Source organism: Candidatus Ozemobacteraceae bacterium, assembly GCA_035373905.1.
In the GTDB taxonomy this organism is placed as follows: Bacteria; Muiribacteriota; Ozemobacteria; order Ozemobacterales; family Ozemobacteraceae; genus MWAR01.
Genome location: DAOSOK010000010.1, coordinates 18,599 through 41,486, shown reverse-complemented (window position 1 = coordinate 41,486; position 22,888 = coordinate 18,599). Strand labels below are relative to the sequence as shown.

General features: G+C 61.8%; 20 protein-coding genes and 1 tRNA gene. 9 read left to right on the top strand and 12 right to left on the bottom strand.

Going from position 1 to position 22,888, the window contains the following annotated elements; genetic code table 11:
- Positions 1–25: 25 nt before the first annotated feature.
- The 11 genes from PLU72_06600 to PLU72_06550 all read right to left on the bottom strand — a co-directional run bounded on the left by PLU72_06600 (position 26) and on the right by PLU72_06550 (position 11,194).
- Positions 26–871, bottom strand: a complete 846-nt coding sequence (locus PLU72_06600) for an EcsC family protein (GenBank protein ID HOT27839.1) — start codon at positions 869–871, stop codon at positions 26–28.
- Positions 872–1,006: 135 nt separating this feature from the next.
- On the bottom strand, positions 1,007–1,456 hold the full coding sequence (locus PLU72_06595; GenBank protein ID HOT27838.1) for a hypothetical protein: 450 nt from the start codon (positions 1,454–1,456) through the stop codon (positions 1,007–1,009).
- A 243-nt stretch (positions 1,457–1,699) separates the two neighbouring features.
- Positions 1,700–3,094, bottom strand: coding sequence for a sigma-54 dependent transcriptional regulator (locus PLU72_06590; protein ID HOT27837.1), 1,395 nt, complete (start codon positions 3,092–3,094; stop codon positions 1,700–1,702).
- Positions 3,087–4,643 carry an ATP-binding protein gene (locus PLU72_06585; GenBank protein ID HOT27836.1) on the bottom strand — a complete coding sequence of 519 codons (1,557 nt, stop codon included), beginning with the start codon at positions 4,641–4,643 and terminating at the stop codon, positions 3,087–3,089. The genes PLU72_06590 and PLU72_06585 overlap by 8 nt, the downstream gene beginning before the upstream one ends.
- Before the next feature lie 99 nt (positions 4,644–4,742).
- Entirely contained in the window at positions 4,743–7,013 is a 2,271-nt protein-coding gene (locus PLU72_06580; protein HOT27835.1) for a hypothetical protein, read from the bottom strand.
- 2 nt (positions 7,014–7,015) lie between these two features.
- On the bottom strand, positions 7,016–7,801 hold the full coding sequence (locus tag PLU72_06575; protein HOT27834.1) for a hypothetical protein: 786 nt from the start codon (positions 7,799–7,801) through the stop codon (positions 7,016–7,018).
- 4 nt (positions 7,802–7,805) lie between these two features.
- Positions 7,806–8,279 carry a hypothetical protein gene (locus tag PLU72_06570; protein HOT27833.1) on the bottom strand — a complete coding sequence of 158 codons (474 nt, stop codon included), beginning with the start codon at positions 8,277–8,279 and terminating at the stop codon, positions 7,806–7,808.
- A 66-nt stretch (positions 8,280–8,345) separates the two neighbouring features.
- On the bottom strand, positions 8,346–9,344 hold the full coding sequence (locus tag PLU72_06565) for a hypothetical protein (protein HOT27832.1): 999 nt from the start codon (positions 9,342–9,344) through the stop codon (positions 8,346–8,348).
- On the bottom strand, positions 9,344–10,225 hold the full coding sequence (locus PLU72_06560) for a hypothetical protein (protein HOT27831.1): 882 nt from the start codon (positions 10,223–10,225) through the stop codon (positions 9,344–9,346). The genes PLU72_06565 and PLU72_06560 overlap by 1 nt, the downstream gene beginning before the upstream one ends.
- Before the next feature lie 92 nt (positions 10,226–10,317).
- The gene (locus PLU72_06555; GenBank protein HOT27830.1) at positions 10,318–10,869 is read right to left on the bottom strand and encodes a tetratricopeptide repeat protein; all 552 of its coding nucleotides are present in this window, start codon (positions 10,867–10,869) and stop codon (positions 10,318–10,320) included.
- A 251-nt stretch (positions 10,870–11,120) separates the two neighbouring features.
- Positions 11,121–11,194 (bottom strand) — tRNA-Arg (locus tag PLU72_06550).
- Between the two features lie 144 nt (positions 11,195–11,338).
- Between PLU72_06550 and PLU72_06545 the strand changes: the two genes are divergently transcribed.
- Positions 11,339–11,923: a hypothetical protein gene (locus PLU72_06545; GenBank protein ID HOT27829.1), complete on the top strand. Its 585-nt coding sequence runs from the start codon at positions 11,339–11,341 to the stop codon at positions 11,921–11,923.
- On the opposite strand, the gene PLU72_06540 is transcribed toward PLU72_06545, so the two are convergent.
- Positions 11,917–12,633 carry a hypothetical protein gene (locus PLU72_06540; GenBank protein ID HOT27828.1) on the bottom strand — a complete coding sequence of 239 codons (717 nt, stop codon included), beginning with the start codon at positions 12,631–12,633 and terminating at the stop codon, positions 11,917–11,919. The two genes, PLU72_06545 and PLU72_06540, sit on opposite strands and share 7 nt — an antisense overlap.
- A 77-nt stretch (positions 12,634–12,710) precedes the next feature.
- On the opposite strand from PLU72_06540, the gene PLU72_06535 reads away from it, so the two are divergent.
- The 8 genes from PLU72_06535 to PLU72_06500 all read left to right on the top strand — a co-directional run bounded on the left by PLU72_06535 (position 12,711) and on the right by PLU72_06500 (position 22,875).
- On the top strand, positions 12,711–13,325 hold the full coding sequence (locus tag PLU72_06535; protein HOT27827.1) for a type II secretion system protein: 615 nt from the start codon (positions 12,711–12,713) through the stop codon (positions 13,323–13,325).
- Positions 13,322–13,948, top strand: coding sequence for a prepilin-type N-terminal cleavage/methylation domain-containing protein (locus PLU72_06530; GenBank protein ID HOT27826.1), 627 nt, complete (start codon positions 13,322–13,324; stop codon positions 13,946–13,948). The genes PLU72_06535 and PLU72_06530 overlap by 4 nt, the downstream gene beginning before the upstream one ends.
- 9 nt (positions 13,949–13,957) lie before the next feature.
- Positions 13,958–16,051, top strand: coding sequence for a SpoIIE family protein phosphatase (locus PLU72_06525; protein HOT27825.1), 2,094 nt, complete (start codon positions 13,958–13,960; stop codon positions 16,049–16,051).
- Positions 16,048–17,139, top strand: coding sequence for a flavodoxin-dependent (E)-4-hydroxy-3-methylbut-2-enyl-diphosphate synthase (ispG, locus tag PLU72_06520; GenBank protein ID HOT27824.1), 1,092 nt, complete (start codon positions 16,048–16,050; stop codon positions 17,137–17,139). The genes PLU72_06525 and ispG overlap by 4 nt, the downstream gene beginning before the upstream one ends.
- Positions 17,140–17,232: 93 nt before the next feature.
- Entirely contained in the window at positions 17,233–19,182 is a 1,950-nt protein-coding gene (locus tag PLU72_06515) for a WD40 repeat domain-containing protein (GenBank protein ID HOT27823.1), read from the top strand.
- Between the two features lie 104 nt (positions 19,183–19,286).
- On the top strand, positions 19,287–20,978 hold the full coding sequence (locus tag PLU72_06510) for a hypothetical protein (protein HOT27822.1): 1,692 nt from the start codon (positions 19,287–19,289) through the stop codon (positions 20,976–20,978).
- Positions 20,979–20,996: 18 nt separating this feature from the next.
- Complete coding sequence (locus tag PLU72_06505; protein HOT27821.1) at positions 20,997–21,875, top strand: sugar ABC transporter permease; 879 nt, start codon at positions 20,997–20,999, stop codon at positions 21,873–21,875.
- A 10-nt stretch (positions 21,876–21,885) separates the two neighbouring features.
- On the top strand, positions 21,886–22,875 hold the full coding sequence (locus tag PLU72_06500; GenBank protein HOT27820.1) for a carbohydrate ABC transporter permease: 990 nt from the start codon (positions 21,886–21,888) through the stop codon (positions 22,873–22,875).
- Positions 22,876–22,888: the final 13 nt, after the last annotated feature.

Here is a 22,888-nt window from a genome sequence, read left to right as displayed (position 1 = left end):
AGCAGTGGGGACGCGGTTCCGGCTGCTATTTTTTCGCCAGGGCGGCGGAGGTGCTGACCGCCTGTATCTCGAGCCGCCGCTTCTGGTAGAGCCTGAAAGCGGCTTCGGCGACGTCGGAAACGAACATCACGTTCATCGCCGCGCCCACGCCGCCCCCGACGACTGGAATGACCTGCACGGCTTTCCGGCGGGTCAGGTTGATGCAAAGCTGTTTCGCCACGTTTCGGATGGCGGCGGCGAAAGCCTCACGGCCGAGGATGGAGCCCTGCTCACGGGTCGACACGGCGGTGTCCGGGGCGTCCAGGACCGTCCGGATCTCGGCGGCGCCGGTGATGGCGCTTTTCTTGTCTTCCATCGAGTTTGCCGCCCCGGCGCGAAGCGTCTGAAGGATGAACGAGCGTTCGGCCTCCTCGGCGCTGTCGAAACCGTAGCAGGCACCAAGGCGTCTGATGGTGCGGATCGTGAGGACGAGCAGAGCCGGGATATCCGCCGTCAGGCCAGGCAGGCCGGTCATGCCGGTGACGGCTCCCTCGGCCGCCGCCAGTCCCTTCGCCCAGGTGATCACATTCTCGGCGAGCCCGTCGGAAACATGGAGTGGGGCTTTGGCAAGATCGCGCACCGACGCGGCATCGAAACCCAGCTTTTTCGCATCGGTCAGCAGGTCGTCACTTCCCGAAACCGCGGCGGCGGCCTTCAGGGCGGCATCGATGGCTTTTTCCATGATTTCTTCGGGGATCATCTTCTGGGCCGCCCAGGCCAGAGGGGCCGCGATGAATCCCATCGTTCTCGCCATCGTCGAAGGGGGTTGGGCTTCCCACGCCTCGATCCCGTTGAGCTGCTGCTGCTCGTATGCGCCTCTCATGTTTTCCATCGGTTGCCTCCGGCTGTTCTGGATGTCGAATAATGGATATTGTACGGCAGGTGATCGCCGGAAACAAGAAAACCCGGATCCGCGAGGGATCCGGGTTCCTTGTTTCCGATGTATTCGGAAGAACCGGGGGAAGAATTACTTCTTCTCTTCGGTGGCCGGAGCAGCGGCCGGAGCGGCGGCGTCAGCCTTCTTCTCTTCGAAGGACTTGATCATGAAGCCTTCGGACTTCCCGTCTTTGGCGGCAACCTTCTCGCCCTCGAGGACGAAGGTCTTCTCGGCAACCTTCTCGACGGCCAGGAGTTCGGTGAGCTTGTCGCCGGGGAGGAGGGTCAGCTCGGCATCAGCGGTCTTGAAGGTGATGGTATCGGGAGCGCCATTCTCACCCTTCACGACGACGACAGCGCCTTCGAGCTTCACGGGAGCCGGGGCAGCGGCGGGCTCGGCGGCGGGGGCCGGAGCGGCGGCGTCAGCGGCGGGGGCGGCGACAGCGGCGTCAGCGGCCGGAGCCGGAGCGGCGGCGTCCTGAGCGAAAACCGGGAGAGCGAAGGAAGCAACCATCAGAGAGAGAATCAGTGCGCGTTTCATTATTTTGAAATCTCCTTTGAATATTTTGAGGTTCAACCTCGAGCTTGGTTATCGCAAAGCCGATGCCAACCTATCGATTTTGGCTTGTACACAGATTTCTTCGTTTTGGCACCTCGGGAAAAGCGTATCTTTCCCCACCTTTTCTGCGTAATTTTCCGCATTTCCCGAAACATTGGGGTATTTTCCCCACGCCGTTCCCCTCGCGAGGTGGGAACATGCAACCCGCCCCCAGGCCTTTTCGAATCAGGAATCGGCAAGACCGTATTTCTTGAGGCGGTACCGAAGAATATCCCGAGTCATGCCGAGAAGTTTGGCGGTCTGGGACTGGTTTCCCTTACATTTCGCGAGAGCGTCTTCGAGGTAGCGGCGCTCGATCTCTTCGAGATGCCCCTGGAGATCCATTCCCCCCTCGGGAATGGGGACGACTTCCTGGAGAATGGTATGGGAAGCAGGCCCGGGAACCGTCCCGTTTTGCGCACCAAGGCCCAGGCTCGGCGCCGTGATCTGGTCACCTGGTTCGAGAATCACGGCACGCTCGATGCTGTTCTTGAGCTCGCGAATGTTTCCCGGCCAGTGATAGGTGGAAATGAGCTGGCGGGCGCCGTCGGCGAAGCCGCTGAGCGTTCTTTTATATTTTGCAGAGTATACTTCGAGAAAATGTCCGGCGAGCAGCATGGCGTCGCCCTGGCGTTCCCGGAGCGGAGGCAGGAAAATCGGCACGACATTCAGGCGGTAAAACAGATCTTCGCGAAATGCGCCGTCCCTGACCGCCTGTGACAGATCACGGTTGGTGGCGGCGATGATGTTCAGGTCGACCTGGATCGGCCGGCTTCCTCCCACCCGCCTGACGGTCTGCTCTTCGAGCGCCTTGAGAAACTTCGTCTGGATCGGAAGCGGCATTTCGCCAACTTCGTCGAGAAACAGAGTCCCCCCATCCGCAACCTCCATCAGCCCCTTCTTCATCTCGTCCGCGCCCGTGAACGCGCCTTTTTCGTGACCGAACAGCTCGGATTCGAACAGGTTCTCGGGAATCGCCCCGCAGTTGATCTCGATGAAGGGCCCCGAAGCCCGCGGCCCGATCTGATGAAGCGCGTTCGCGGCGAGTCCCTTGCCGGTGCCGCTCTCGCCGCCGAGCAGGACGACGCCGGCCCCGGCCTTGCCGATGCGTTCGATCGCGCCGATCACTTCCTGCATTCTGGCCGAGCGGCCCAGGACGGCGTATTTCGGCTGGCGCTGAGCCCGTTCCGTGGCGAGAGAAGCGACGACCTTCTTGAGCCTCGCCGCCTCGATGGCGTTTTGTATCGTGAGTCGTATTTTTTCAAGCGTGTAGGGTTTGAGAATGAAGTCGAAAGCTCCGGTGCGGATCGCTGTCACGGCGGTTTCGACGTCGGCGAACGCCGTGACCATGATGACCTGCACGTCGGGGTCGATCTGCTTCAACCGCTCCAGAAACGCCGTTCCCTGCATCCCTGGCAGGCGCACGTCGACGACCGCGGCGTGGAACCGCTGTCTTTCCGCGACGGGAAGAGCTTCTTCCGCGCTCGCGTATGCCCAGACCCGGTATCCGCTGCGTTCGAGGTCGCGCTTGAGACCCCAGAGAATCAGTTTTTCGTCGTCGATCAGCAGCAGATCATGCATTCGTGTTTTCTCCTTCCCTGGCAGTTCCGGCCGCCCCGGTCGCGGCCGGCGAGCCGATCTCGGCCGCGGAAAAACTGGTTGCCGAAGGCGAAGGCGTTCCCCCGACGGAAGCGGGCGCCACCTCCCGCGGCAGCTCGAGTTCGAAACGCGCCCCCGTCAGACGCCGCCCGGTTGCCGCCCGGACGGTTCCGCCGTGGCTCTCGACGATGCCGGAAACGATGGCGAGGCCGAGGCCCGTGCCTTTCGTCTTCGTCGTGAAGAACGGGTCGAAAATGCGCTCCAGACGTTCGGCCGGGATGCCCGGCCCGGAATCCTCGACGACGATTCTGACGCCGGCCGGGCAAGCCTCCGCGAAGATTTCGATCCTCCCGTCGCGGTCGACGGCATCGATCGCGTTCGTCAGCAGGTTCAACAGGGCGCGGTGGAGCTGGTTCCTGTCCGCGACCGCCTCGTCCAGTCCGGGCGGAATATCTATATTCATAACTATTCTTCTCTCCTCCAGCCAGGAACGCAGAAGGATTCTCAGCTCGTCCATCAGTTCTGACCATTTCATCCGCTCCGGATTCAGAGACCGGGGCCGGGCAAAGACGAGCAGGTCGGAAATGATGCCGTTGACCCGGTAGACCTCCTTCAGAATCTCGGCGAAGATCTCACGGTCGGGGCCGTCGGCGGGATATCCGTTCTGAAGCGCCTGAATGGCCGTTCCGATCGCCGCCACCGGGTTCCGCACTTCGTGCGCGACGGTGACCGCCAGCTGCAGCATCGAGGAGAGACGCTTCTGCTGCCTTCCGATCGCCGTGTTCATCTGGTTGAACGAGTCGATCAGCTCGCGCATTTCCGGGGCTCCGGCAGGCTCGAGAAACGCGACTTTTCCCGGCTCGCCGGACGTGCGCATGATGTCCATGAGACTGCGCAGCGGAGCCATCGCCGCCCGATGCAGGTAGAAGGCGAACAACAGCCCGGCCGCAAGCACTAGGGCGGCCACCCACAGCATCGTCCGGCTCATCGACTCGATTTGTTGCCGCATGATCCCGTCGAGGGCCTTCCGGTTTTCGCGTTCCTGCTTCAGCAGTTCCCGGATCTGCTCGTGGAGCCGCGTCCGGGCGGCCTTGATCCGTTGCAGCGTTGCCGAAGAAACGGCGCCGACGGGGAAATTCGGGTTGATCGTGTAGGTCGCGTTCTGGAGCAGTTCGGCCATTTCGAGACGCGTCCGGTCCAGCACGGCGAACTCCTCCCCCTGCTTGCGGAACTGGCGCAGTTCCTTGGCCCGGTCCAGGAGGGTGTCGACGCGCTGGCTGAACGAGAAGTAATGCCGCCAGGTCTGGTCCGAGATGTATTGATCGAAAATCTCCGACGTCTGGAACAGTTCGAGCAGGTCGTTCTGCACCTGGCTTCCGACCAGGAGCACGTCGTCGGCGACCCGCAGATGCGCCGTCGCATCGATGACGCTCGAAAAGCGGCGCAGGGCGATTCCCATGAACGCGACCATCAGGACGCAGACGAGCAGGGAACCGAGAATCACGCGCTGGGAAAGGCCGAACCGACGCAATCGAAGCCTCCGGAACCGGAACTACACGGCGCCGGCTGTCGGCGACGCGGCCCGCATTATACGGCGAAGAGCGCCCGTTTGCCAGTCATCCCCGGCAAATCACTCGAAGGCCTTGAACTCTTCGAGGGCGGCGGTCTCGTCATGCCAGGTGATGATGTTGAACGCCGCCGGTTGATAGGGCGGGAAGTAGTCGCCTCCGCCGCGGACGAACGTCGAGTCCCAGGAGCGGCGACGGACGATCGGCTGGTCTTCCCGAAGCCGTCCGTCGAGGAACACATCGGCCTTCCTGTTTCGCAGGTGGATCATCCCGCCGTGGTGGCGGAGAATCACCCGGGTGTCGTCCCCGGCGTATCGGAAGCATCTCATCAGCCCGTCGTCGATGTTCCCGAGTTCGTTCGTGACTTTTCCGGTGCCGTCGAGCGAATCCCAGCGCGCATTCAACTCCGCGCAGTCGATCAGGAGAGCGTTGACGGTCATTTCCGGCATCCTGAACCCCGTCTTGGGGTTCTTCACCGCCATCTTGAAGAGACGATCGCAGGCGTTCCAGATGCCGAGTGTTCGGTCCGGCTCTTCTTCGTCCATCTCCTTTTCCATCCGCTCGAGAATCATGTCGATCGCAATATCGCGCTCGAACGGCAGCAGCGCGCCGGTCATGTAGCAGGCCCCGCCGATCGTTTCGAGAATCTTCTGACGCGCAAGAAAGCCTTTGATGCAGAACCCCTGTTTATATACCGCCGGATCGGACGTCGGTTCGAAATACTCGCGAAGCTCCTTGAGCGCCGGATGCACCATCAGGCTTCCCATTGTGACGGGAATGACCTCAGGCGGCGTTTTCGGAAGCGCGAACAGCGTTCCGATCTTGTTGAAATTCAACGCGAGCATCGGCAGCCGCATATCCCGGGCGGTCGTGCCGAATCGCGGCGGATACGTGATCGGAATCATCGAAACCGGATTCAGCTCGTTGCCCCCGAGCCGCATCCCGATCTCGTAGTCCAGCAGGGTTTTCAGCTCTTCGCGAAGGAAGTTGAGCGGATTCGAGTAGTCGAACCAGATGCGGCCGAATGAAATCACCATCACGCCGTTCTTGTCGGTGCCGTTCTCGAGTTTTTTGTCGTATTCACGCCAGCCGAGGTCCCAGTTCTGGGGGTTCTTCGGGTTCTGATTGAAATCGCCGGCCATGTAGACGTCCTTCTCGCAGACCAGCGTGAGCGCCTTGAACGGGGGGTTTCCCCAAATCCGCAGGGGAACCGTCGAATAGATGAGCGTCTTGTCGCGGTTGTCCGGATGCGTATCGGAAGGCTTCGAGGCATCCTCGGCCTCGGCCTGGTTCGTCAGGTATTTGTCGGGAAATTTCAGATCGTAGACGACTTCCGACGGTTTGGCGGGGTTGCGCCACTTCGAGGGGCCGAATCCCTTGAAGGAAAAGCCCGGCAGGAGGACGATCGGCGCCGGATCGCGGGCCTTGCGCCAGTAGTCGGGGTTCAGGACCGGGAACTTCTCGGATTTTCCACCGCGCATGCCGTCGAGCACGAACTGGGTCAGCACTTTCCCCATGCCCACGTCGGGAAACGTCTCGAACCCTTCCGGCAGATCGGAATCGGCGTCGGGCTTGAGATGGCCACTCTTGCCGTTCCTGAACGTGACCCGCATTCCCGCCGTCGTCTTGAAATAGCCGGGAGTCGAGATCTTCTCCATGTCGAGCAGTTCGAGTCCGGCGTCGAGCGGGCCGCGCTTTCCGACTTTCAACATTTCCTGGCCGTACAGCCGGCCGCGCCTGACGATGCCGGGCACGAGGCGGTTCGGGCCGAGTTCGGCGAGGTCGAGGACCTGGCCGTCATACTGCATAAAAGATCCCGGCGTCGTACGTTCGATCACCGCCTCGACCTTGCGGCAGGCGTCGCCGACGCTCCCGATCGCCTCGAGGATGAAATACCGGTGCGACTCGTCGACGGTCTTCGTATCGACGCTGTTTTTTGCTCCGGCGAGCTTCACCCGGACCTTGAACTCCCCGGTGATGCGCGTGCGCTTCATCGTGATGCGCCCGGTGTAGACGCCGCGTTCGGGGTGGTCCAGCTGGAGGCCGTCCGCATCGCCGACGAGCCAGTATTTGTGCTTCGCCGGGTTCGACCAGCCCTTCATGGGGATATAGGGGTTGCCGTGGGTGACGAACTGGTAGTCGGCCTTCATCTCCGCCAGAACGGCATGAACGCCGGCTTCGGCGGCGCACAGTGCGAGGTAATCCTTCGCGCTGCGGGAAAGCAGATGCATCTGCCCCTGCTGAAACCGGAAGACCGCCCCGACGAGAATGCCGAGGATGAGCGCGATCATCAGCACGACGATGAGGGCCTGGCCGGATGAATATCGACTCATATTCATGGGTTCACCCCGTTCGGCCGGCCGCGCAGGGAAAAGCACGTGCGGATCGTGTGCGCCGCGTCGGTTCTTGATCCGGAGCCGCCGCCCTGGCGGACGAAGGTGATTCTGACGTGAACGAGATACGGGCCGGTCCCGTCGGTTTCATACGGTTCGGTGATGATGAAACTCTTCAGCGGCAGGCCGGGAACCGATCCGAACCTCACCGGCCGGCGGATTTCCGTATAGACGATCATATCTTTCACGCCGCCGCAGACCGTCCGCGTGCCTCTCCAGGGGGCCGGTCCGCCGGGCCTGGTCGGAACCTCAGAGTTGATGTCGCGAACGAGATCGAACGTTCCGTCCTTCGCCTTGACCAGCCGCCAGTCGACGGTCGTCAGCTTCAGAAAATTCTCGTCGGGCGGCTTGACGGCGAAGTCGAGCGACTGTCCCTCAAACGTGCACACTTTTCCCTCGCCCGTGCAGATCAGCTTCGGAACGGCCTCTCGCATGACCGGCGAGGGGAACACGACGCGGTTCGAGTTTCTGACATCGTTGGCGAACTGCGACAGGAAGAGCCGCGCGTTCTCGTTCACACCGATATGCTCGAGGGCCGTCCTGATCGAACGGATCTCGGCGAAAAACAGGCGATAGATCGCCAGCATCAGCAGGAGAAACAGCGCGAACCCGATCATGATCTCGACGAGCGTCACTCCCCCGGCAGGCAGACGCCGTCCGAACGAAGCGTTCCGCCCGGGCATGTCGGTCGCGCCCCGGTCGCCAGGCGTGAGAGTCGGAAACGTCATGCGCTCACCAGAGATCGGCCTGGGTGGTCACGGTCTCGAACGTCAGGGGCGTCCCGTCCTCGGTCGCGCGCCAGGAGACGAGGATTCTGATCACCTTCAGGCCCGAAGGAACGCCGCCGATCTTCGACGGACAGTCGGCCACGGTTATTTCGCGTTTGAACTCGGTCCTGCCGATTTTGACGACGGGAATGAACCCCTCGTTCGAGTCGTATACCTCGCGCCCGGAGTTGAAATCCCCCACGAGGGTGTCGCGGCGGATGTCCTTCGACGAGCCGATCTGCTGGAACCGGGCGGCTCGCACGGCTTCCACGGTCTGCGCGGCGAGCGCGACGGCCGTTTCGAAATCACGGGTTTTGCGCACGCCGACGAAGCTGTTCGCGATGGTCCAGCCGATGATGAACAGAACCGTCATGAGCGACGCCGCGACGGTCAGTTCGACCATCGTGAGCCCCCGGCGGCGCCTCGTTCGGATCGTCATGTTTCGGGAACGACGCGCGGGAAACGGCAGAAAACCGTTCCCCGCGCTGATCGGGTCTGCTCCGTGTCAGAAAAGGTCCGTAGGATTGAGCCCTGCCTCCACCATGACGGCTTCAGGCGCGGGAATCGCATCTCCGGCGCGCTGATCGAGGGTTGCGGGCCCCTGAGTGATTTCGCGGACGAATCTGGGATCGAGGTTGGGGTTTTCCTGGACGGTGTTGGGCGGGTTCGGCGCGTCGCCGGTCGGCACCCAGACGAAGTCCGGATGGGTGTCGCGGCTCTGGCCGGTCCATTCGCCGCCGGTGATGTTGCCGTTGCCGTCGACGAACAGGTTGTAGGTGTAGGTCGTCGAGAACCACTTCGTTCCGAGGAATTCGACCGGGACGTTGTCGTCGGCATAATATACGGTCGTCTTTACTTTCAGCTTCTTATCGTCGAGCCAGCCCGAATTCCATGTCGACTCGAATTTGAACAGCGGGTAGTTCCAGACCTGTCGGTCGGGGGTGGTGTCGCAGATCATCGCGCTCTTGCCGCTCTGGATGTATTCGAGAAGCAGACGATGGAACTCGTCGGGATAGATGTCCTGCGGGTCGTCGCCGGGGTTGCCCCAGTTGCGCTTGCCGTAGAACATGCAGTAGGTGTTCATATAGAGTTCGCTCAGAATACCCTTCTGATCGGCCGTTTCGAACACGATCCCGTTCCTGACACGGCGTTCGCGGGGTTCGGGAGTCAGGATGGCGGCGGCGGCCCAGCCGTTGCAGTGCCCCTCCCAGTTTTCCGCGCGGGGATTATAGTGGGTATTATTGATATTGGACTCCCAGGCGTGGGCCCCCGGGTTGCGCCCCGTACGGGACTGGACGTAGGCGTCGTATCGGGCGAAGGGAGACGGCTGATGGCCGCTCCACCCGTTTACGAGCAGGCCGCGTTTTCTTGACCACCAGTCGCCGGACCAGGGAGCCGGCTTGATTTCCCCCCGGGCCGATCCGTCTTCGGCGGAAGCGGGAGCCGAAGCGAAAAGCGGAAGAGCAACGAGAGCGATGGCAAACAGGCGTCGGAGGTTCATCATTATTCTTCACCTTCCTTCGGTTCGGCGCTCCCGGGGGCCGGGGGCAGCGTTTCGGGAAGCGTCGGCGGAATCAGGCGGACGCGCCGGTCGCGACTCTCGCACGAGATCGCCCACGGCGAGCCTTCCTGCCACAGCTGCGTCTGAACGGCGCCGGACCGGGTATCGGTCAGTTCGACCTGGAAGGTCTCTCCGCCGAGGCGATACGCCGTGAAGGCGTCGGCATGCTGGCGGTCGGGCTTCTTGTCGGTCTGGCTGACCTGGCGCTTGAACGAGAACCCGGCAACCTTCTTGATCTTGTCGAATACCTTCGGCTCGGGCGCGGCATAGGCGCCGAACCCGTCGGCGCGCTGGACGGAAGGCCGCACGAGCGGAAACACGGGGATGTCGTAGGGAATCAGCGTATCGTCGCCGATCAGCGGTTCGGCATGGAACGGATCGATCGGTTTTTCCCTGCTCTTCGCGCCGAAGAGCGTGGGGAAGATCTCGATGAGTCGCATGGGCCTCAGGTCCCGCACGGACAGGTAGAGGACGGCCTGCATTTTCAGGTTCCGCTTCGCCGGATAGATGTGCAGGACGTAACAGTCGGTGCGATGAACGGACTTGCGGGATTTCACATGGAAGACCCACTTGATCGGGGGCATCCAGACCTCGCCGGGATTGCGCTGATCGCGGTAGGTCGCCTCGAGAGTCCATTTGTCGCCGATTTTCCACGAGGGAACGAATCCCTCTTCGGCCTGGGTTGTCGGAGTTTCAATCGCCGGAGGCGCGGGCGGAATGGCCGCCTGGCCGACCTGCCCCGGCTCTGCGCCCTGAGCGGTGCATACGAGCGGCAGCGCGGCAAGCAGTCCCGTCGCGAATACCTTTCCGAAAGATCGGATCATGAATTCACCTCCAAAGAATCGAACGGCCGCCATGCGGCAAAGACTTACATTCATTGTAATCACGGCACGCCGTGTCGTCAAATCCGTTGCGCTCAATCTCCGTGCTGCTCGTCGCGTTTCTCGACGTAGTCAAGCCATTGTCTGCAGCGCTCCTTGACGTTTTCCCGTTCGGCAGGAGTCAGGGCTTCGCCCGCCTTGTCGCGAAGCTCGATGCATTTTCGGCTCCGACTGGCCGCGAGCGTCAGCCAGAAATACGCTTCGGAGATATCCCGGGGGACCCCTTGTCCGAGGACGTACATATTGCCGAGATTCATCTGCGCATTGACGTATCCCTGCTCGGCGGCTCTGCGATACCAGTTCGCGGCCTCTCGGTAATCCTTGATGACGCCCAGCCCGTTGAAATGCATATACCCCAGATTGTACTGGGCGCAGGCATATCCCTGTTCGGCCGCCTTGCGAAACCATTCCACGGCCTCAACGGGATCGATCCCGACGTCTTTGCCCGTGGCCCACCGGACACCGAGCATGGTTTGCGCCCAAGGATCCCCACGCTCGGCGGCAATTTTCAGTTCCTCGACGGTTCCCGCCAAAGCAGCGGCCGACACGCACAGTCCAACGATCATTCCCGCCAGAAAACGCTTCATGAACTCAATTCACTCCACCGTTGATTTTCCACGATTTTACCACAGACAACTCTTCACACGTTCCCACCGCGCAGGAAGCGGGGCAACAAGCCACACCACTATAACAGCCAACGATGGCAGCCAAGCGCGGCCCCGGATAAGCCACCCACGGGAAAGCCGCATAAAATCAGGGCCCCTTACTGTTCATCACAGGATTCTCCATGGAGACAAAAAGCCGCCCCTGAAACATTCATCAGAAGCGGCTTTGCGGGTGCGCCTACCAGGACTCGAACCTGGGGCACCAGGATTAGGAATCCTGTGCTCTATCCACCTGAGCTATAGGCGCGAATCGGGTGTCGTTCAAACCGAGGTTATTGTACAACTTCGTCGGGGAGAAATCAAGAGACCGCGGGGAGATGCATCGCAGCCGTTGATGAGGTAGAATTGACGCAGACGCATTGTTCTGATTTTCCGACCGGAGAGGTGGCACATGGTGGCGACAAGGCTGCGGGGTGTGATGATCGGCGCGGTTACGGCGATACTGACGTTCGCGGGGGTCTGCATATCGGAGGCAGCTGATCCGGGATACGAACTCGCAAAGGCCTGCCGGTCGAATCTGGCGATGCTCCGGGAGGCGACGGAGAAGTGCATCGAATCGGGCGTCAAGGAGTTCCCGACTTGGGCAAAATTCAGGGATGTCCGGACGATGATCCTGACGAACCGTTTTCTGCCCAACGCCCCCAAACCGCCAACCCTCGACTGCGAGTATTTTCTCATCTTCAAGGATCCGAAGAACTTCGACTGGTACTGCGACCTGCACGGACTGATCGGCGGCGACCAGTCGACCACGTTCCGGTATCACGAGTTTCAATTCACGGCGTATACGAGCAGCAAATACATGGGCAACCCGAAATACAAAACCCACGCGGACAACCTGCTCCGGTGGGCTTCCTACGAACCGACGGCCGTCGAGAACTTCAAATATCACTACGCCCGCAATCCGATGACCACCCTGATCATCGCGGGAATTGGCCTGCTCTTCTGTCTGTATATATTCAGAAATATATTTTACTGAGCGGCTTTCCGTTCGAGCCGGATGTCCCGCATCAGCATCTCGAGGGTCGTGTCGACCCAGTATCCCGAGAAACCCTGTTTCCGGGCCTTCAGCAGGTTGAGCCAGGCGCGACCGCGCTCGCCTTTCTGGAGCCAGGCCATCGCGAGGATGTAATAGGACCAGCCGCGCTTGAGGGCTTTCCCCTCCAGCATCCTGATCGTTTCGTCTGGTTGATGCAGGGCGAGATGGATTGAAGCGATATCGCACAGGATCAGTTCGTTCGCCGGCTTCAGGCTCAACGCCAGCCGCAACTCGTCGAGCGCGTCCAGAAAAGCCCCCTTGCCGGACAGTACGAGCCCCATGATGTGATGGGCGTCGGCCGATCCCGGCTCCTTCACCTCGAGCAGGCGAGCATACTCGCTCGCCCGGGCAAAATCGGCATCGCCGGCCGCGCCGATGAGGGAAAGGTTGAAATACACGCGGCCGAGTTGCCTGTAGCCGTCGGTCGCGTCCGGATCGAGATGCACGGCCTTCTCGTAGGCATCCCAGGCCTGGCGCAGCATCCGCTCGTTTCCGAGCCTGAAGCCTTCCTCGACGAGTTGCTGCAGGTCGCCCACGGGAATTCCACCCTGAAGAACCCGCACGGAAACAGCGTCTGCGTGGCACGCGCTCCAAAACAGCGCAAGACAGACAAGTATTCCGGCAAGTATATTATGCTGCGATCTCATCATGGACATCTTCATCCTCCCGATGGTATAACTTGGTGTCAGATCGATACCCTATGTGACATATCACGGATTCTCCCCTCATGCCAACACATTCAGCGAAATTCACCGCCGACGTGCGCACCCCGAAGACAGGGCCGCGCACGCTTCGACGCACGTCCGCGTTCACCCTGGTCGAAATCCTCATGGTCATGACGATCGTCGGCTTCGTGGCCCTGCCGTTCACGCGCATGTTCCTGTTCGGCATGCAGGGAAGCGCCGAAAACCTCGAGCACATCATCGCCTACAACCTCGCCCGCGAAAAGATCGAAGAGGTTCGCTCCCTTCCGTTCCACCTCGTCAAATCCGACTTCGAGAACTTCGCCACCGTCTTCCGCGACCGGCCCGATTTCGACGAGGCATTCGAAAGCCGCGAGACGTTCGAGAAGACGTTTTCCGACATTTTCACCCCTTCGAGCATCGAGAAAGACCCGGACGCCGAAACGTACAAACGGCTCAAGAATCTTTATAAATCGGCGTTTCTGCGCGACATCGAACTGTATCCGGAGGACGTGAAGCCGTATCGCCGCGTGATGGACGTCGATTCGCGGTATGACACCTCCGTTCCAGCCAGGCTGAAGAAGGTGACCGTCCGGGTCTACGACCAGCAGCAGCATCGCCTTGCCGAAGTCGTCACGCTCGTGGGGCAGCACCGATGAGCCGCCGCCGCACGTTCGCAGGCTTCACGCTGGTAGAACTCCTGATGGGCATGGCGCTCACCGTCCTGGTCGGCGGCGTTCTCTATCTTCTCCAGTCGACCGGCATGTCCACAGCGGCCCGAGGCACCGTCCGCCTGACCCTCCAGTCGGAAATGAGACGAAAAATGGAACGACTGGTCAACGATCTGCGCTGTTCGAACGAGGTGCTCGAGGTTTCCCCGACGCATCTGCGGCTCGCACGGTTCAGGATCGGCGACGACGAGGATCTCACCGGAGACGCGGCGCTCACCACCGTCACCTACGAACTCGAGCGCCGGAAAGGCCGCTGGACGCTGTACCGTTCGGAGCGCGGCGAAGCGCCGATCGAGATTTTCTCGGCCGACCAGATCGACCAGGAGATGTTTTTCCCGTATTTCGAGCAGCCGGCCGCCGAAGAGGGCGGGCCGGTGACGTTCGAACCCTTCGACATGAAATCGAACGATTCCGGCCAGCGCAAACGCATTTCCTTCATGCGCATCAGGATCAGAGCGAAACAGAACCGCGAGCAGGTGGTGCTGACGACGGCCGTCACGCTGCGCACGGCCCATTCCCGCATCGTTCAGCCGAACTGGAAATTCCGCTAGGAGACGCCGATGCTTCTGGCCTCGCTGCTGTGCGGGCTCGCCATGGCGATCCATCTCGCCCTCGGCGTTCTCGTGCTGATGCGCGCGCCCCGGCAGCAGACGAACCAGTGCTTCAGCGTCCTGCTCTTCCTGTTTTTCGTCTGGTCGCTCGCCGAACTTCTTCTCGTCACCCGCGGCGCGCCACAGCCCGGAACGAGGCTCGTGAACCTTCTGCTGACGCCGATGTTCCTCCTGCCGCCGGCGTTCGCCCTGTTCACCGCGCTGTTCCCGCGCCGCGTCGACTCCGCGTGGCAACTGGGCACGCCGATGCAGAAACTCCTGGTTTTCGCTCCGGCGGCGGTCCTGCTGGGCATCCTCTGGAGCGGCCGTCTCATCCACTCGCTCGACGCCGTTCCCGGCGGGTTCCTGATCTCTCTCGGGAAACTCGAGTATCTCGCCAAGGGCATCGTCGTCGGCTATCTGCTCCTCGCGATGAAAACGCTGGGAACGGCGCAGAAAGAGCTCGAAACCGACTTCCAGGAACGACGTCTGCGATATGCGTTCGCGGCCTTCGTGCTTCCTGCCGCGGCGGGCTCGGTGTTCATCGCCCTCGGAAAATTCTACCTGACCGGCCAGACCATGTACACCTTCGGCTTGTTTCCCGCACTGGGGATCGCAATGGCCGCGATTCTCGGGTATGCGATCCTCCGCCACAACCTGCTCGAGATCGACATGATTTTCTCGATCGGCCTCGTCTACACGCTTCTGACGGCGGTGCTGGCGGGGGTCCTCGAACTCCTGGAAAACGGCCTCCAGAACCTTCTCGACCTTTCGGGCGGCGTGGCGACGATCGTCTCGACCCTCGTCCTCGCGGCGGTCTTCTCGCCTTTGAAGGACCTGATCGTCGCCGGCGTCGACAAGTTCTTCGGGCGCAAGTCCTTCGACACGGCCGCCGTCATCCGCCACGTTCTCAATTCGATGCGCAAGGCGAACTCACCGGATGCCGTCGTCGATGCGCTGTTGAAGGAACTCCAGCCGGTTCTGAACTTCAGCGGGGCCGCAGTCACGATGGCCGGCGGGATCTCCCGGGCGTGGCCCTCGTCGTCTGCCTCGTCGTCTGCCTCGGCGAGCGCCGGGATTCCCGCGGAATGGCCTCCCGTCGACGAAATCGACGCCCTCCTTGAAATGGCAAAGGAAACCGGGAAACTGGAGATCGCGACGTTCGTCCGCTGGCGGGAGCTCGGATTCCACTGGGCCTTTCCGATACGCCGCGAGCAGTCGATCCAGGGCGCGTTTCTCCTGGCGCCGAAACCCGGCCGTCTCCCCTACTCCGAGCAGGAACGCAGCCTGGTTTCGAGCCTGTGCCAGGAGATCCCGCCGGTTTTCGACACGCTCGCGCTTCTCGGCGAGATGGTCAGCCGCGACCGTGCAAGCCGCGAACTCGAATGGGCCGAGAGCCTGTATCGCGAGCTTCAGGAACCATCCGGGAAAATTTCTTTCGATGTATATGATGCATATATATACTCATCTCTCGCCCGCGAGATCAAGGGAGATCTGATCGTCGTCGAGAACCGCGCGGAACATCCGTTCATCGCCGTCTGCGATGCGTTTCACCAAGGGATCGCCGCCGCAGTCACTCTCCATGCCGTGACGGCCGCTCTGCGGGCGGCGCAGCCGACGGACCGGCTGACCCCGATCCACGAGATCCTCCGGCGCTTCACCGCCCCGCCGCTGAGAACGGCGCTGACGCTCGTCGAACCGGCATCCGGCGGTCTGTCCCTCCGTCTCGCCGGCAATCCTCGCCCCGTCGTCATCCGGCAAGGGCGACCGTCCGAGTGCGCCGGCCCGAAGGGAGAACCGCTCGGCGTATCCCAGGCCGCGTCCGTCGAGCGTCTCTCCGTCGACCTCGAACCGGGAGATCTGCTGATCGTCTCCACGAACGGCCTCACCAAGGCGCTCTCCGCGTCCGGGGCGGCGGGGTTCGACGGGCTGACGGGCCCTGCGGCGCAGGGCGTCGAGGAAGTCCACGCGGCGCTCCAGGAACGTCTTTCCGGACTTCCCGGCCTTTCGACATTCCCTGATGATATATCATACGTAATTATACAACGGAGAACACACTCATGACCATACCGCAGCGGCGCCATTCGAACGCGATACGGCTCGGCAACGTCCAGGTTGGCGGCGGGGCGCCCGTCACCGTCCAGACGATGACGAAAACGGACACGCGCGACGCCGAGGCGACGATCCGGGAGATCGAGCGGCTCGCGTTCGCCGGGTGCGAGATCGTCCGGCTGGCGGTCCCCGACATGGCCGCGGCGGAGGCGCTCGGCGCGATCGTCCCGCGCTCGCCGATCCCGGTCCTCGCCGACATTCATTTCGATCACACCCTCGCCCTCCGCGCCCTGGAGATGGGCGTTCACGGACTGCGCCTGAATCCCGGCAATCTCCGAGACGCCGACAAGGTGCGGAGCGTCGCCCACGCGGCCGCGGAGCGCGGCGTGCCGATCCGGGTCGGGGTGAACGCCGGTTCGCTCGACCCGGCGATGGCCGCCAAGCACGGCGGCGTCACGGCGGCGGCGCTCGCCGAGTCGGCCCTGAAAGAGGTTTCCCTGCTCGAAAGCGTCGGGTTTTCGGCGATCAAGATCGCCGTGAAGGCGTTCGACCTGCCCACGATGCTTGAGGCCACCCGCATCGTCGCCCGCTCCTGCGAGCATCCGCTCCATCTCGGCGTGACCGAATCGGGCCTTCCCGAAGAGGGCATCGTCCGCTCCGCCATGGGGATCGGAACCCTGCTCATGGAGGGCATCGGCGACACGCTCCGCGTCTCCCTCACCGGCGACTCCGCCGAAGAGATCGCGACCGGCATCCGCATTCTGCGATGCGCCGGCCTGCGCGAAGTCGGGCCAACCATCGTCTCCTGCCCTACCTGCGGCCGCTGCCAGATTCCGCTGCAGAACATCGCCCGCGAGGTAAGCCGGCGCGTCGCATCGCTTCGCGCCCCGGTCACGATCGCGGTCATGGGCTGCGCCGTCAACGGCCCGGGCGAGGCCAGACAGGCTGATTTCGGCATCGCCGGCGGCAAGGAGAGCGGGCTGGTCTTCAAAAACGGCCGTATCGTGAAAACCCTTCCGGCATCGGAACTGGTCGACGGTCTGCTCGAGGTGATCCGCCAAAGCCTGGGCGAAGACCCTGACGCCGCACCGAAAAAATGACGCGCACCGCCTTTCCGAGATGGCGCGAATTGTGGTAAATACCCTTGTCCCGGCATCGCCGGGGCGAGACAGACCATTCCCGGGAGCGTATCCATGCAGCGCGCCATTGCCTTCGTCCTCATCGCCGTTTCCTGCCTCGTGTTCGCGGCTCCCGTTCCCGCATCCGCGGCTCCCGGGCCAAGCGAGGGCAGCATCGCGTTCACGGGAGACCGCGTCAAGATTCATTTCCAGCCACCTCTCCGGCAGGGCGACGGCGGTCCGCTGAATCGCGACGTCTCCCGCCTCAACTTCGTCACGAACCTTCTCGATCACTATCTCGCCGCGCTCATTCGCATGGGCCACATCGCCTCCGACACCCAGCTGACGCTCGAGTATTCTTCGGCGAACAACATGGCGACGAATCCCGGGCCCAATCGCATTACGCTGAACGATCTCGGGCTCAACTCGATTCTTCTTCAGGTGAACGCGGCGCTCAAGAAACTTCGCGGAACAACGTCATCACGCCTGATCGACGACGTGAAATCCGTGATGCAGATGCGCGATCATCTGCCCAGACGCGACAACACGGTGGAAACGCGGCACGGCTTTACCTGCCTGTCCGACGGGCTCCGGGAAATCTATCCCGACGTCGACTTCGAACTGACCGGCACGGAGGGGATTCTGACCCTGCGCCCGGATGAAACGACGAACCATATCGTCCGCCTGTCAGACCCCGCGACCGGTTCGATCCTGCTGGAACACGGCCGCTGGCCGTTCGGCTTCCTGCGATGCTCTGTGGACGGGAAATGGCTTGCCTACACCGAAAACGGAAGCCCGCACCTGCTCCATCTGCGAAGCAAGGACGCCAAGCCGCTTCCGCTGTTTCCCGACATCCAGGCCCAGCTTCTCGACATGGCATGGTCTCCCGCCGGCCAGCAACTCGCCGGCATCGTGCTGAACAGGGACACGCTCGACCGGGTGCTCTTTGTCTATGACGCATCGAACGGGCGGTTCGACGAACTCGTTTCGAACCAGACCCAGATCGACGGGAATTACCAGTTCGCTTACCCCATCTGGTCTCCCGACGGGAAGCGGCTGTTCTTCGTCACGGATCACGACATCAGCCTCATCGATCTCGGCGCCAGGCTGATTGCGCCGAAGATCGTCACGGTTTCGAGCCAGTTGTCCGAGATCGTCTGGTCGCCTGACGCGCGCGCGTTCGCCCTCGTCGAGGTCGACGGCCAGTCGCGCGACAAGAAGGAGTTCGACGACCGCGACTTCAGGGGTTCCACGCTGCGCCGGTACAACCTGAACGAGTTCGGCAAGGCGATCGAGCTGCCCGAGCAGCGGCATGTTTCGAGCGATACCATCAAGCTCGTCTCGTTCTGGACGCGCGACCGGGTGCTCTTTCTCGAGGGACACCTCCGGATGCAGCGCACATCGAGCCCCCTCTGGGATCTCTCGCAGACGTTCGCCGCGCGCCTCACCCCCGAACCAGGCGCGAAGAACGGAGGCGGCGGTTCGGAGATCGGCGCCGTCGATCTGGCGATGGAGTATTGCTACGCCTTCAAGACGATGGACTCGAAATTCCGTCTTCTCTACGATGCCGGGATGGCACAGGGCAACCAGCTCTTCATGGATCGCTTCAAAACGCGATGGTTCCTCGGGCTTGCCCTGCCGACGGCGATGTCCAACCGATCCACCACATTCTGCCTTCGGCAGATGCCGTATCCCTTCCCTGAGCGAAACGAGATGTATTTCATGCCGCTTTCGAAGCCGGACATCACGTCGCTCGTCAATCTTCTCGAGTCGTACAATCTCCGGCGATTCGAGTTGTCGCGAGACCTGCAGACCCTGTATTTTCTCTCAAACAGCCGCGGGCCGCTGAGTCTCTGGAAGGGGCCCGCCGCCGGCATCGGCGAGGTGAAACCGCCTCGCGCCTCGAATGATGACGAGGAAGAGCCGAAAGCAACCGACGACCTCGCGTCCGGTTCGGCGACCACGGCCACCTCGACACCGCCGCCCGGAGCCGCGACGGATCTGCCCCCCCTCCCGGAAGAATAGCCGGCCGCGCCGGTTTTCGGGGTAGCAGCACTCATCACTTGCCCATTTCATGGGTATTTCGTATACTCCTTGAAACGCATTACTCTCATACAGGGGGAATTGATATGAAGAAATCTCTGACGTTCGTCCTCGCCGTCGCGGCGATTCTGTGCGTCTGGCTGCCCGTCTCGGCCGCTGACATCAAGGTGCTGTACGACGACACCCACGGCCAGACGGCCGGCAACGCGGACTGGATCGTCACAGGCGCCTACTCCGAGATGTGCGACATGCTCAAGGAGAACGGCTTCAGCATCGACTCCCTCAGTAAGGTATCGTCGAACCGCCGGTTCACACCTGACCTGCTCGCCGGATACGACGCCGTCATTCTCGCCGAGCCGAACAATCCCTACGAGCAGGCCGAGCAGACCGCGATCGTCGAGTTCGTCAGGAACGGCGGCGGCGCCTTCCTGATCGGCGATCACGGCAACGCCGACCGCGACAACGACGGTTGGGACGCCGTCAAAGCTCTGAACACCTTCTGCGGCGAGTTCGGCTTCACCTTCACCGGCAACTACCTGTATGAAGCCCCGGTCAGCGGAGCGATGAACAAGGAACACCCGGCGATGTTCGGCGTCCGCGGCGTCGGCGCCTGGGCCGCCTCGACCTTCACGCTGACCCCGAAGGACGATGCGAAGGCGATCGGCCTGATCGACAGTCGCTACAAGAAAGCCCCCTACGTCGTCGCCGCCGAAGCGGGAAAAGGCCGCGTGATCGCTCTTGGCGACAGTTCGCCCTTCGACGACGGCACCTCGACGCCGGTCGCCGAACCTTCTGCGCGCCGCGCCGGCGGGGTGAAGAAGCTTCACGACAGCTACGACTCGTTCATGTATTCCCACCCCCAGCTGGCCTACAACGCCATGATGTGGGTCACCGGCCGGAATCCGACGAAGCGCATTCCGTCCCGCGAAGTGAAGTTCTGGAACGAGGCCGCGGTTTCCGATCGCGCGATCAACATCCTCGTCGACGCCGCGCACGGGAACGCCGCTTCCGACAAGATGGAGACGTTCGAGCGCCACATGGCGAAGAACGGCTTCAAGGTGTATTACACGCTGAACCTCATCACCCCCGAGATGCTGAACCGGTTCGCCATCGTGATGATTCCGAACACCTCCCTCCCGATCATGGATCCAGAAATGAACGCGATCGTCGAGTGGTTCATGGCCGGCGGTCGGCTGGTTATGTCCTGCGATTGGGATTCCTCCGACCTCGACGGGCGCGACACCCTCAACAACCTGCTCGGCAAGCTCGGTTCGGCCATTCGGTACAATGACGACCAGGTCTGGGACAACACGAACAAGACCAACAAGCCGTGGGGCGTTCTCGCTCACGTGCTCAAGAGCGATTCTCCCGTCATGGCCGGCGTGAAGACGGTCATCACCTGGGGCACCTGCTCGCTGCTCACCCGCGACGGCAAGCCGCTGACGGCCGAAGCAGGCGTTGACATCCTGATCACCGGCGATGACGACACCATCAACAAGGACGGCGACAAGAAGAACGACGCGGTGATCTATCCAAAGGACACCCCGATCGCGATCATGGCACAGGAGCAGCTTGCGAACGGCATCCTGACGGTGATCGGCTGTTCCAACTTCACGGACTACCAGTATCCCGACAGCGACATCAACGCCTCGAAGCCCGGCCCGGCGCCGTTCACACACGAGACGCCCCTGATGTACGACAACCTGATGAAGCAGTTGTCTCCCGTCAAAGCCGGCGCCACGCGCGGTCGCGCGCCGGTGCGGGGTCGCCGCCGCTGATTCGTCGACGGCCATTCCATGCTCAACAAGAAAAAGATCGACTGGGGAGCTTACTGCTACCTGGTGCCCGTCTTCGGCATCCTGCTCTGTTTCCACGTCCTGCCGATTTTCTACTCGCTGGCGATCAGCTTCTACCGCTGGGACCTGATCGGCGAAGCCGAATGGGTCGGGCTCGACAACTTCGCCCGCCTGTTCGACGATCCGATGTTCTACAAGTCGCTGGTCAATACCTTTTACTATGCTATCGTCAGCGTTCCCCTGTCGATCGCCTGTTCGATGAGCATCGCTCTCCTGCTCAACAACCCGATCTCGGGCATCGGGATCTACCGCACGATCTACTTTCTGCCCGTCATCACGTCGCTGAACGCGGTCTCGATCGTCTGGAACTTCATCTACCACCCGGACTACGGCCTGCTGAACAAACTGCTGGCGCTGGTGAACCTGCCGCCGCAGCTGTGGCTGCAGGACCCGTTCTGGGCAATGCCCTGCATCATCCTGATGAGCGTCTGGAAGGGTCTCGGCTACAACGTCGTGATCTTCCTCGCCGGGCTGCAGAACATTCCGAAGCACCTCTACGAGGCGGCGCGCATCGACGGCGCGAACTGGCTGCAGCAGTTCCGGCACATCACCTTCCCGCTGTTGTCGCCGACGACGTTCTTCGTGTTCGTGATGTCGACGATCGGCAGTTTCCAGGTGTTCTCGCAGATCTACATGATGACCCCGCGCGGCGGACCGCTCAAGAGCACGATGGTCATCGTCTACTACCTGTACCAGAAGGCGTTTGAAAAGTTCGAGTTCGGCTACGCGCTCGCGATCGCGTTCGTGCTTTTCATCATGATCTTCAGCATGACCCTTTTCAACAAGCTGTATGTTGAGAAGAAAGTCCATTACTCCTGAGGACCGGCGTATGAGCACGAACGTCAAGAAGCCCCTCATCAAGAATCCGTCGCATATCCTGATCCACGCCCTGCTCATCGTCGGCTCGATCTTCATGATCTTCCCGTTCGTCTGGATGATCATGACCTCGTTCAAGAGCGAGGACGAGATCCTGAAAACCGGGAAGACGATCGTCCTGCTGCCCGACCAGATGCGCCCCTCGTTCCTGAACGGCGAGGAAGACAAAAAGCGCATCGCCGAGCATCAGCGGCAGAAAGAGCTGTACGCCGCCTCGCTCGCCGAGCCGGCATCCGGGACGGCCGGCGGGAAGAAGGTCCAGAAGCCGTTCGAACTGCTCGACAACTACAAGGAAGCGTGGGCGGCGCAACCGTTCTACCGGTATTTCCTCAACACGTTCCTGACGGCCATCACGATCACGGCCGGGTCGCTGGTATTCGCATCGCTGGCCGCCTACGCGTTCGCCTTCTTCAAGTTCCCGTTCAAGGACCAGCTGTTCCTGCTGATGCTCGGCACCATGATGTTGCCGCAGCAGGCGCTTCTTATTCCTGATTATATTATATTGTCAAAATTACATTGGGTGAACACATATCTGGCGCTGATCGTGCCGTGGCTCGCCTCGGCGTATTCGGTTTTCTTCCTGCGCCAGTTTTTCATGCAGCTGCCGAAGGACCTGTTCGAGGCGGCCATGCTGGACGGCTGCACGCGGCTCCAGTTCTACTTCAAGATCTGTCTGCCGCTGAGCAAGCCGCCGATGGTGACGCTCGGCATCTTCTCGTTCCTCGGCACCTGGAACAGCTTCGTCTGGCCCCTGATCGTGACGAATGACACGAGTCTGCGCGTCATCCAGGTCGGGCTGAGCTACTTCGCGAGCGAGGCCGGCACCCGGTGGGGCCCGCTGATGGCGGCTTCGACGTTCACGATCGTCCCGCTCGTGGTCATGTATTTTTTGGCCCAGCGGCAGTTCGTCGAGTCCCAGGCCATGTCCGGCATGAAGGAATGAGGAGGCGGATCAC

Bases quoted from the DNA above. Each gene is read 5' to 3' on its own strand.
- PLU72_06600 (HOT27839.1), bottom strand. From the start codon at position 871: ATGGAAAACATGAGAGGCGCATACGAGCAGCAGCAGCTCAACGGGATC.
- PLU72_06595 (HOT27838.1), bottom strand. From the start codon at position 1,456: ATGAAACGCGCACTGATTCTCTCTCTGATGGTTGCTTCCTTCGCTCTC.
- PLU72_06590 (HOT27837.1), bottom strand. From the start codon at position 3,094: ATGCATGATCTGCTGCTGATCGACGACGAAAAACTGATTCTCTGGGGT.
- PLU72_06580 (HOT27835.1), bottom strand. From the start codon at position 7,013: ATGAGTCGATATTCATCCGGCCAGGCCCTCATCGTCGTGCTGATGATC.
- PLU72_06575 (HOT27834.1), bottom strand. From the start codon at position 7,801: ATGACGTTTCCGACTCTCACGCCTGGCGACCGGGGCGCGACCGACATG.
- PLU72_06570 (HOT27833.1), bottom strand. From the start codon at position 8,279: ATGACGATCCGAACGAGGCGCCGCCGGGGGCTCACGATGGTCGAACTG.
- PLU72_06565 (HOT27832.1), bottom strand. From the start codon at position 9,344: ATGATGAACCTCCGACGCCTGTTTGCCATCGCTCTCGTTGCTCTTCCG.
- PLU72_06560 (HOT27831.1), bottom strand. From the start codon at position 10,225: ATGATCCGATCTTTCGGAAAGGTATTCGCGACGGGACTGCTTGCCGCG.
- PLU72_06555 (HOT27830.1), bottom strand. From the start codon at position 10,869: ATGAAGCGTTTTCTGGCGGGAATGATCGTTGGACTGTGCGTGTCGGCC.
- PLU72_06545 (HOT27829.1), top strand. From the start codon at position 11,339: ATGGTGGCGACAAGGCTGCGGGGTGTGATGATCGGCGCGGTTACGGCG.
- PLU72_06540 (HOT27828.1), bottom strand. From the start codon at position 12,633: ATGATGAGATCGCAGCATAATATACTTGCCGGAATACTTGTCTGTCTT.
- PLU72_06535 (HOT27827.1), top strand. From the start codon at position 12,711: ATGCCAACACATTCAGCGAAATTCACCGCCGACGTGCGCACCCCGAAG.
- PLU72_06530 (HOT27826.1), top strand. From the start codon at position 13,322: ATGAGCCGCCGCCGCACGTTCGCAGGCTTCACGCTGGTAGAACTCCTG.
- PLU72_06525 (HOT27825.1), top strand. From the start codon at position 13,958: ATGCTTCTGGCCTCGCTGCTGTGCGGGCTCGCCATGGCGATCCATCTC.
- ispG (HOT27824.1), top strand. From the start codon at position 16,048: ATGACCATACCGCAGCGGCGCCATTCGAACGCGATACGGCTCGGCAAC.
- PLU72_06515 (HOT27823.1), top strand. From the start codon at position 17,233: ATGCAGCGCGCCATTGCCTTCGTCCTCATCGCCGTTTCCTGCCTCGTG.
- PLU72_06510 (HOT27822.1), top strand. From the start codon at position 19,287: ATGAAGAAATCTCTGACGTTCGTCCTCGCCGTCGCGGCGATTCTGTGC.
- PLU72_06505 (HOT27821.1), top strand. From the start codon at position 20,997: ATGCTCAACAAGAAAAAGATCGACTGGGGAGCTTACTGCTACCTGGTG.
- PLU72_06500 (HOT27820.1), top strand. From the start codon at position 21,886: ATGAGCACGAACGTCAAGAAGCCCCTCATCAAGAATCCGTCGCATATC.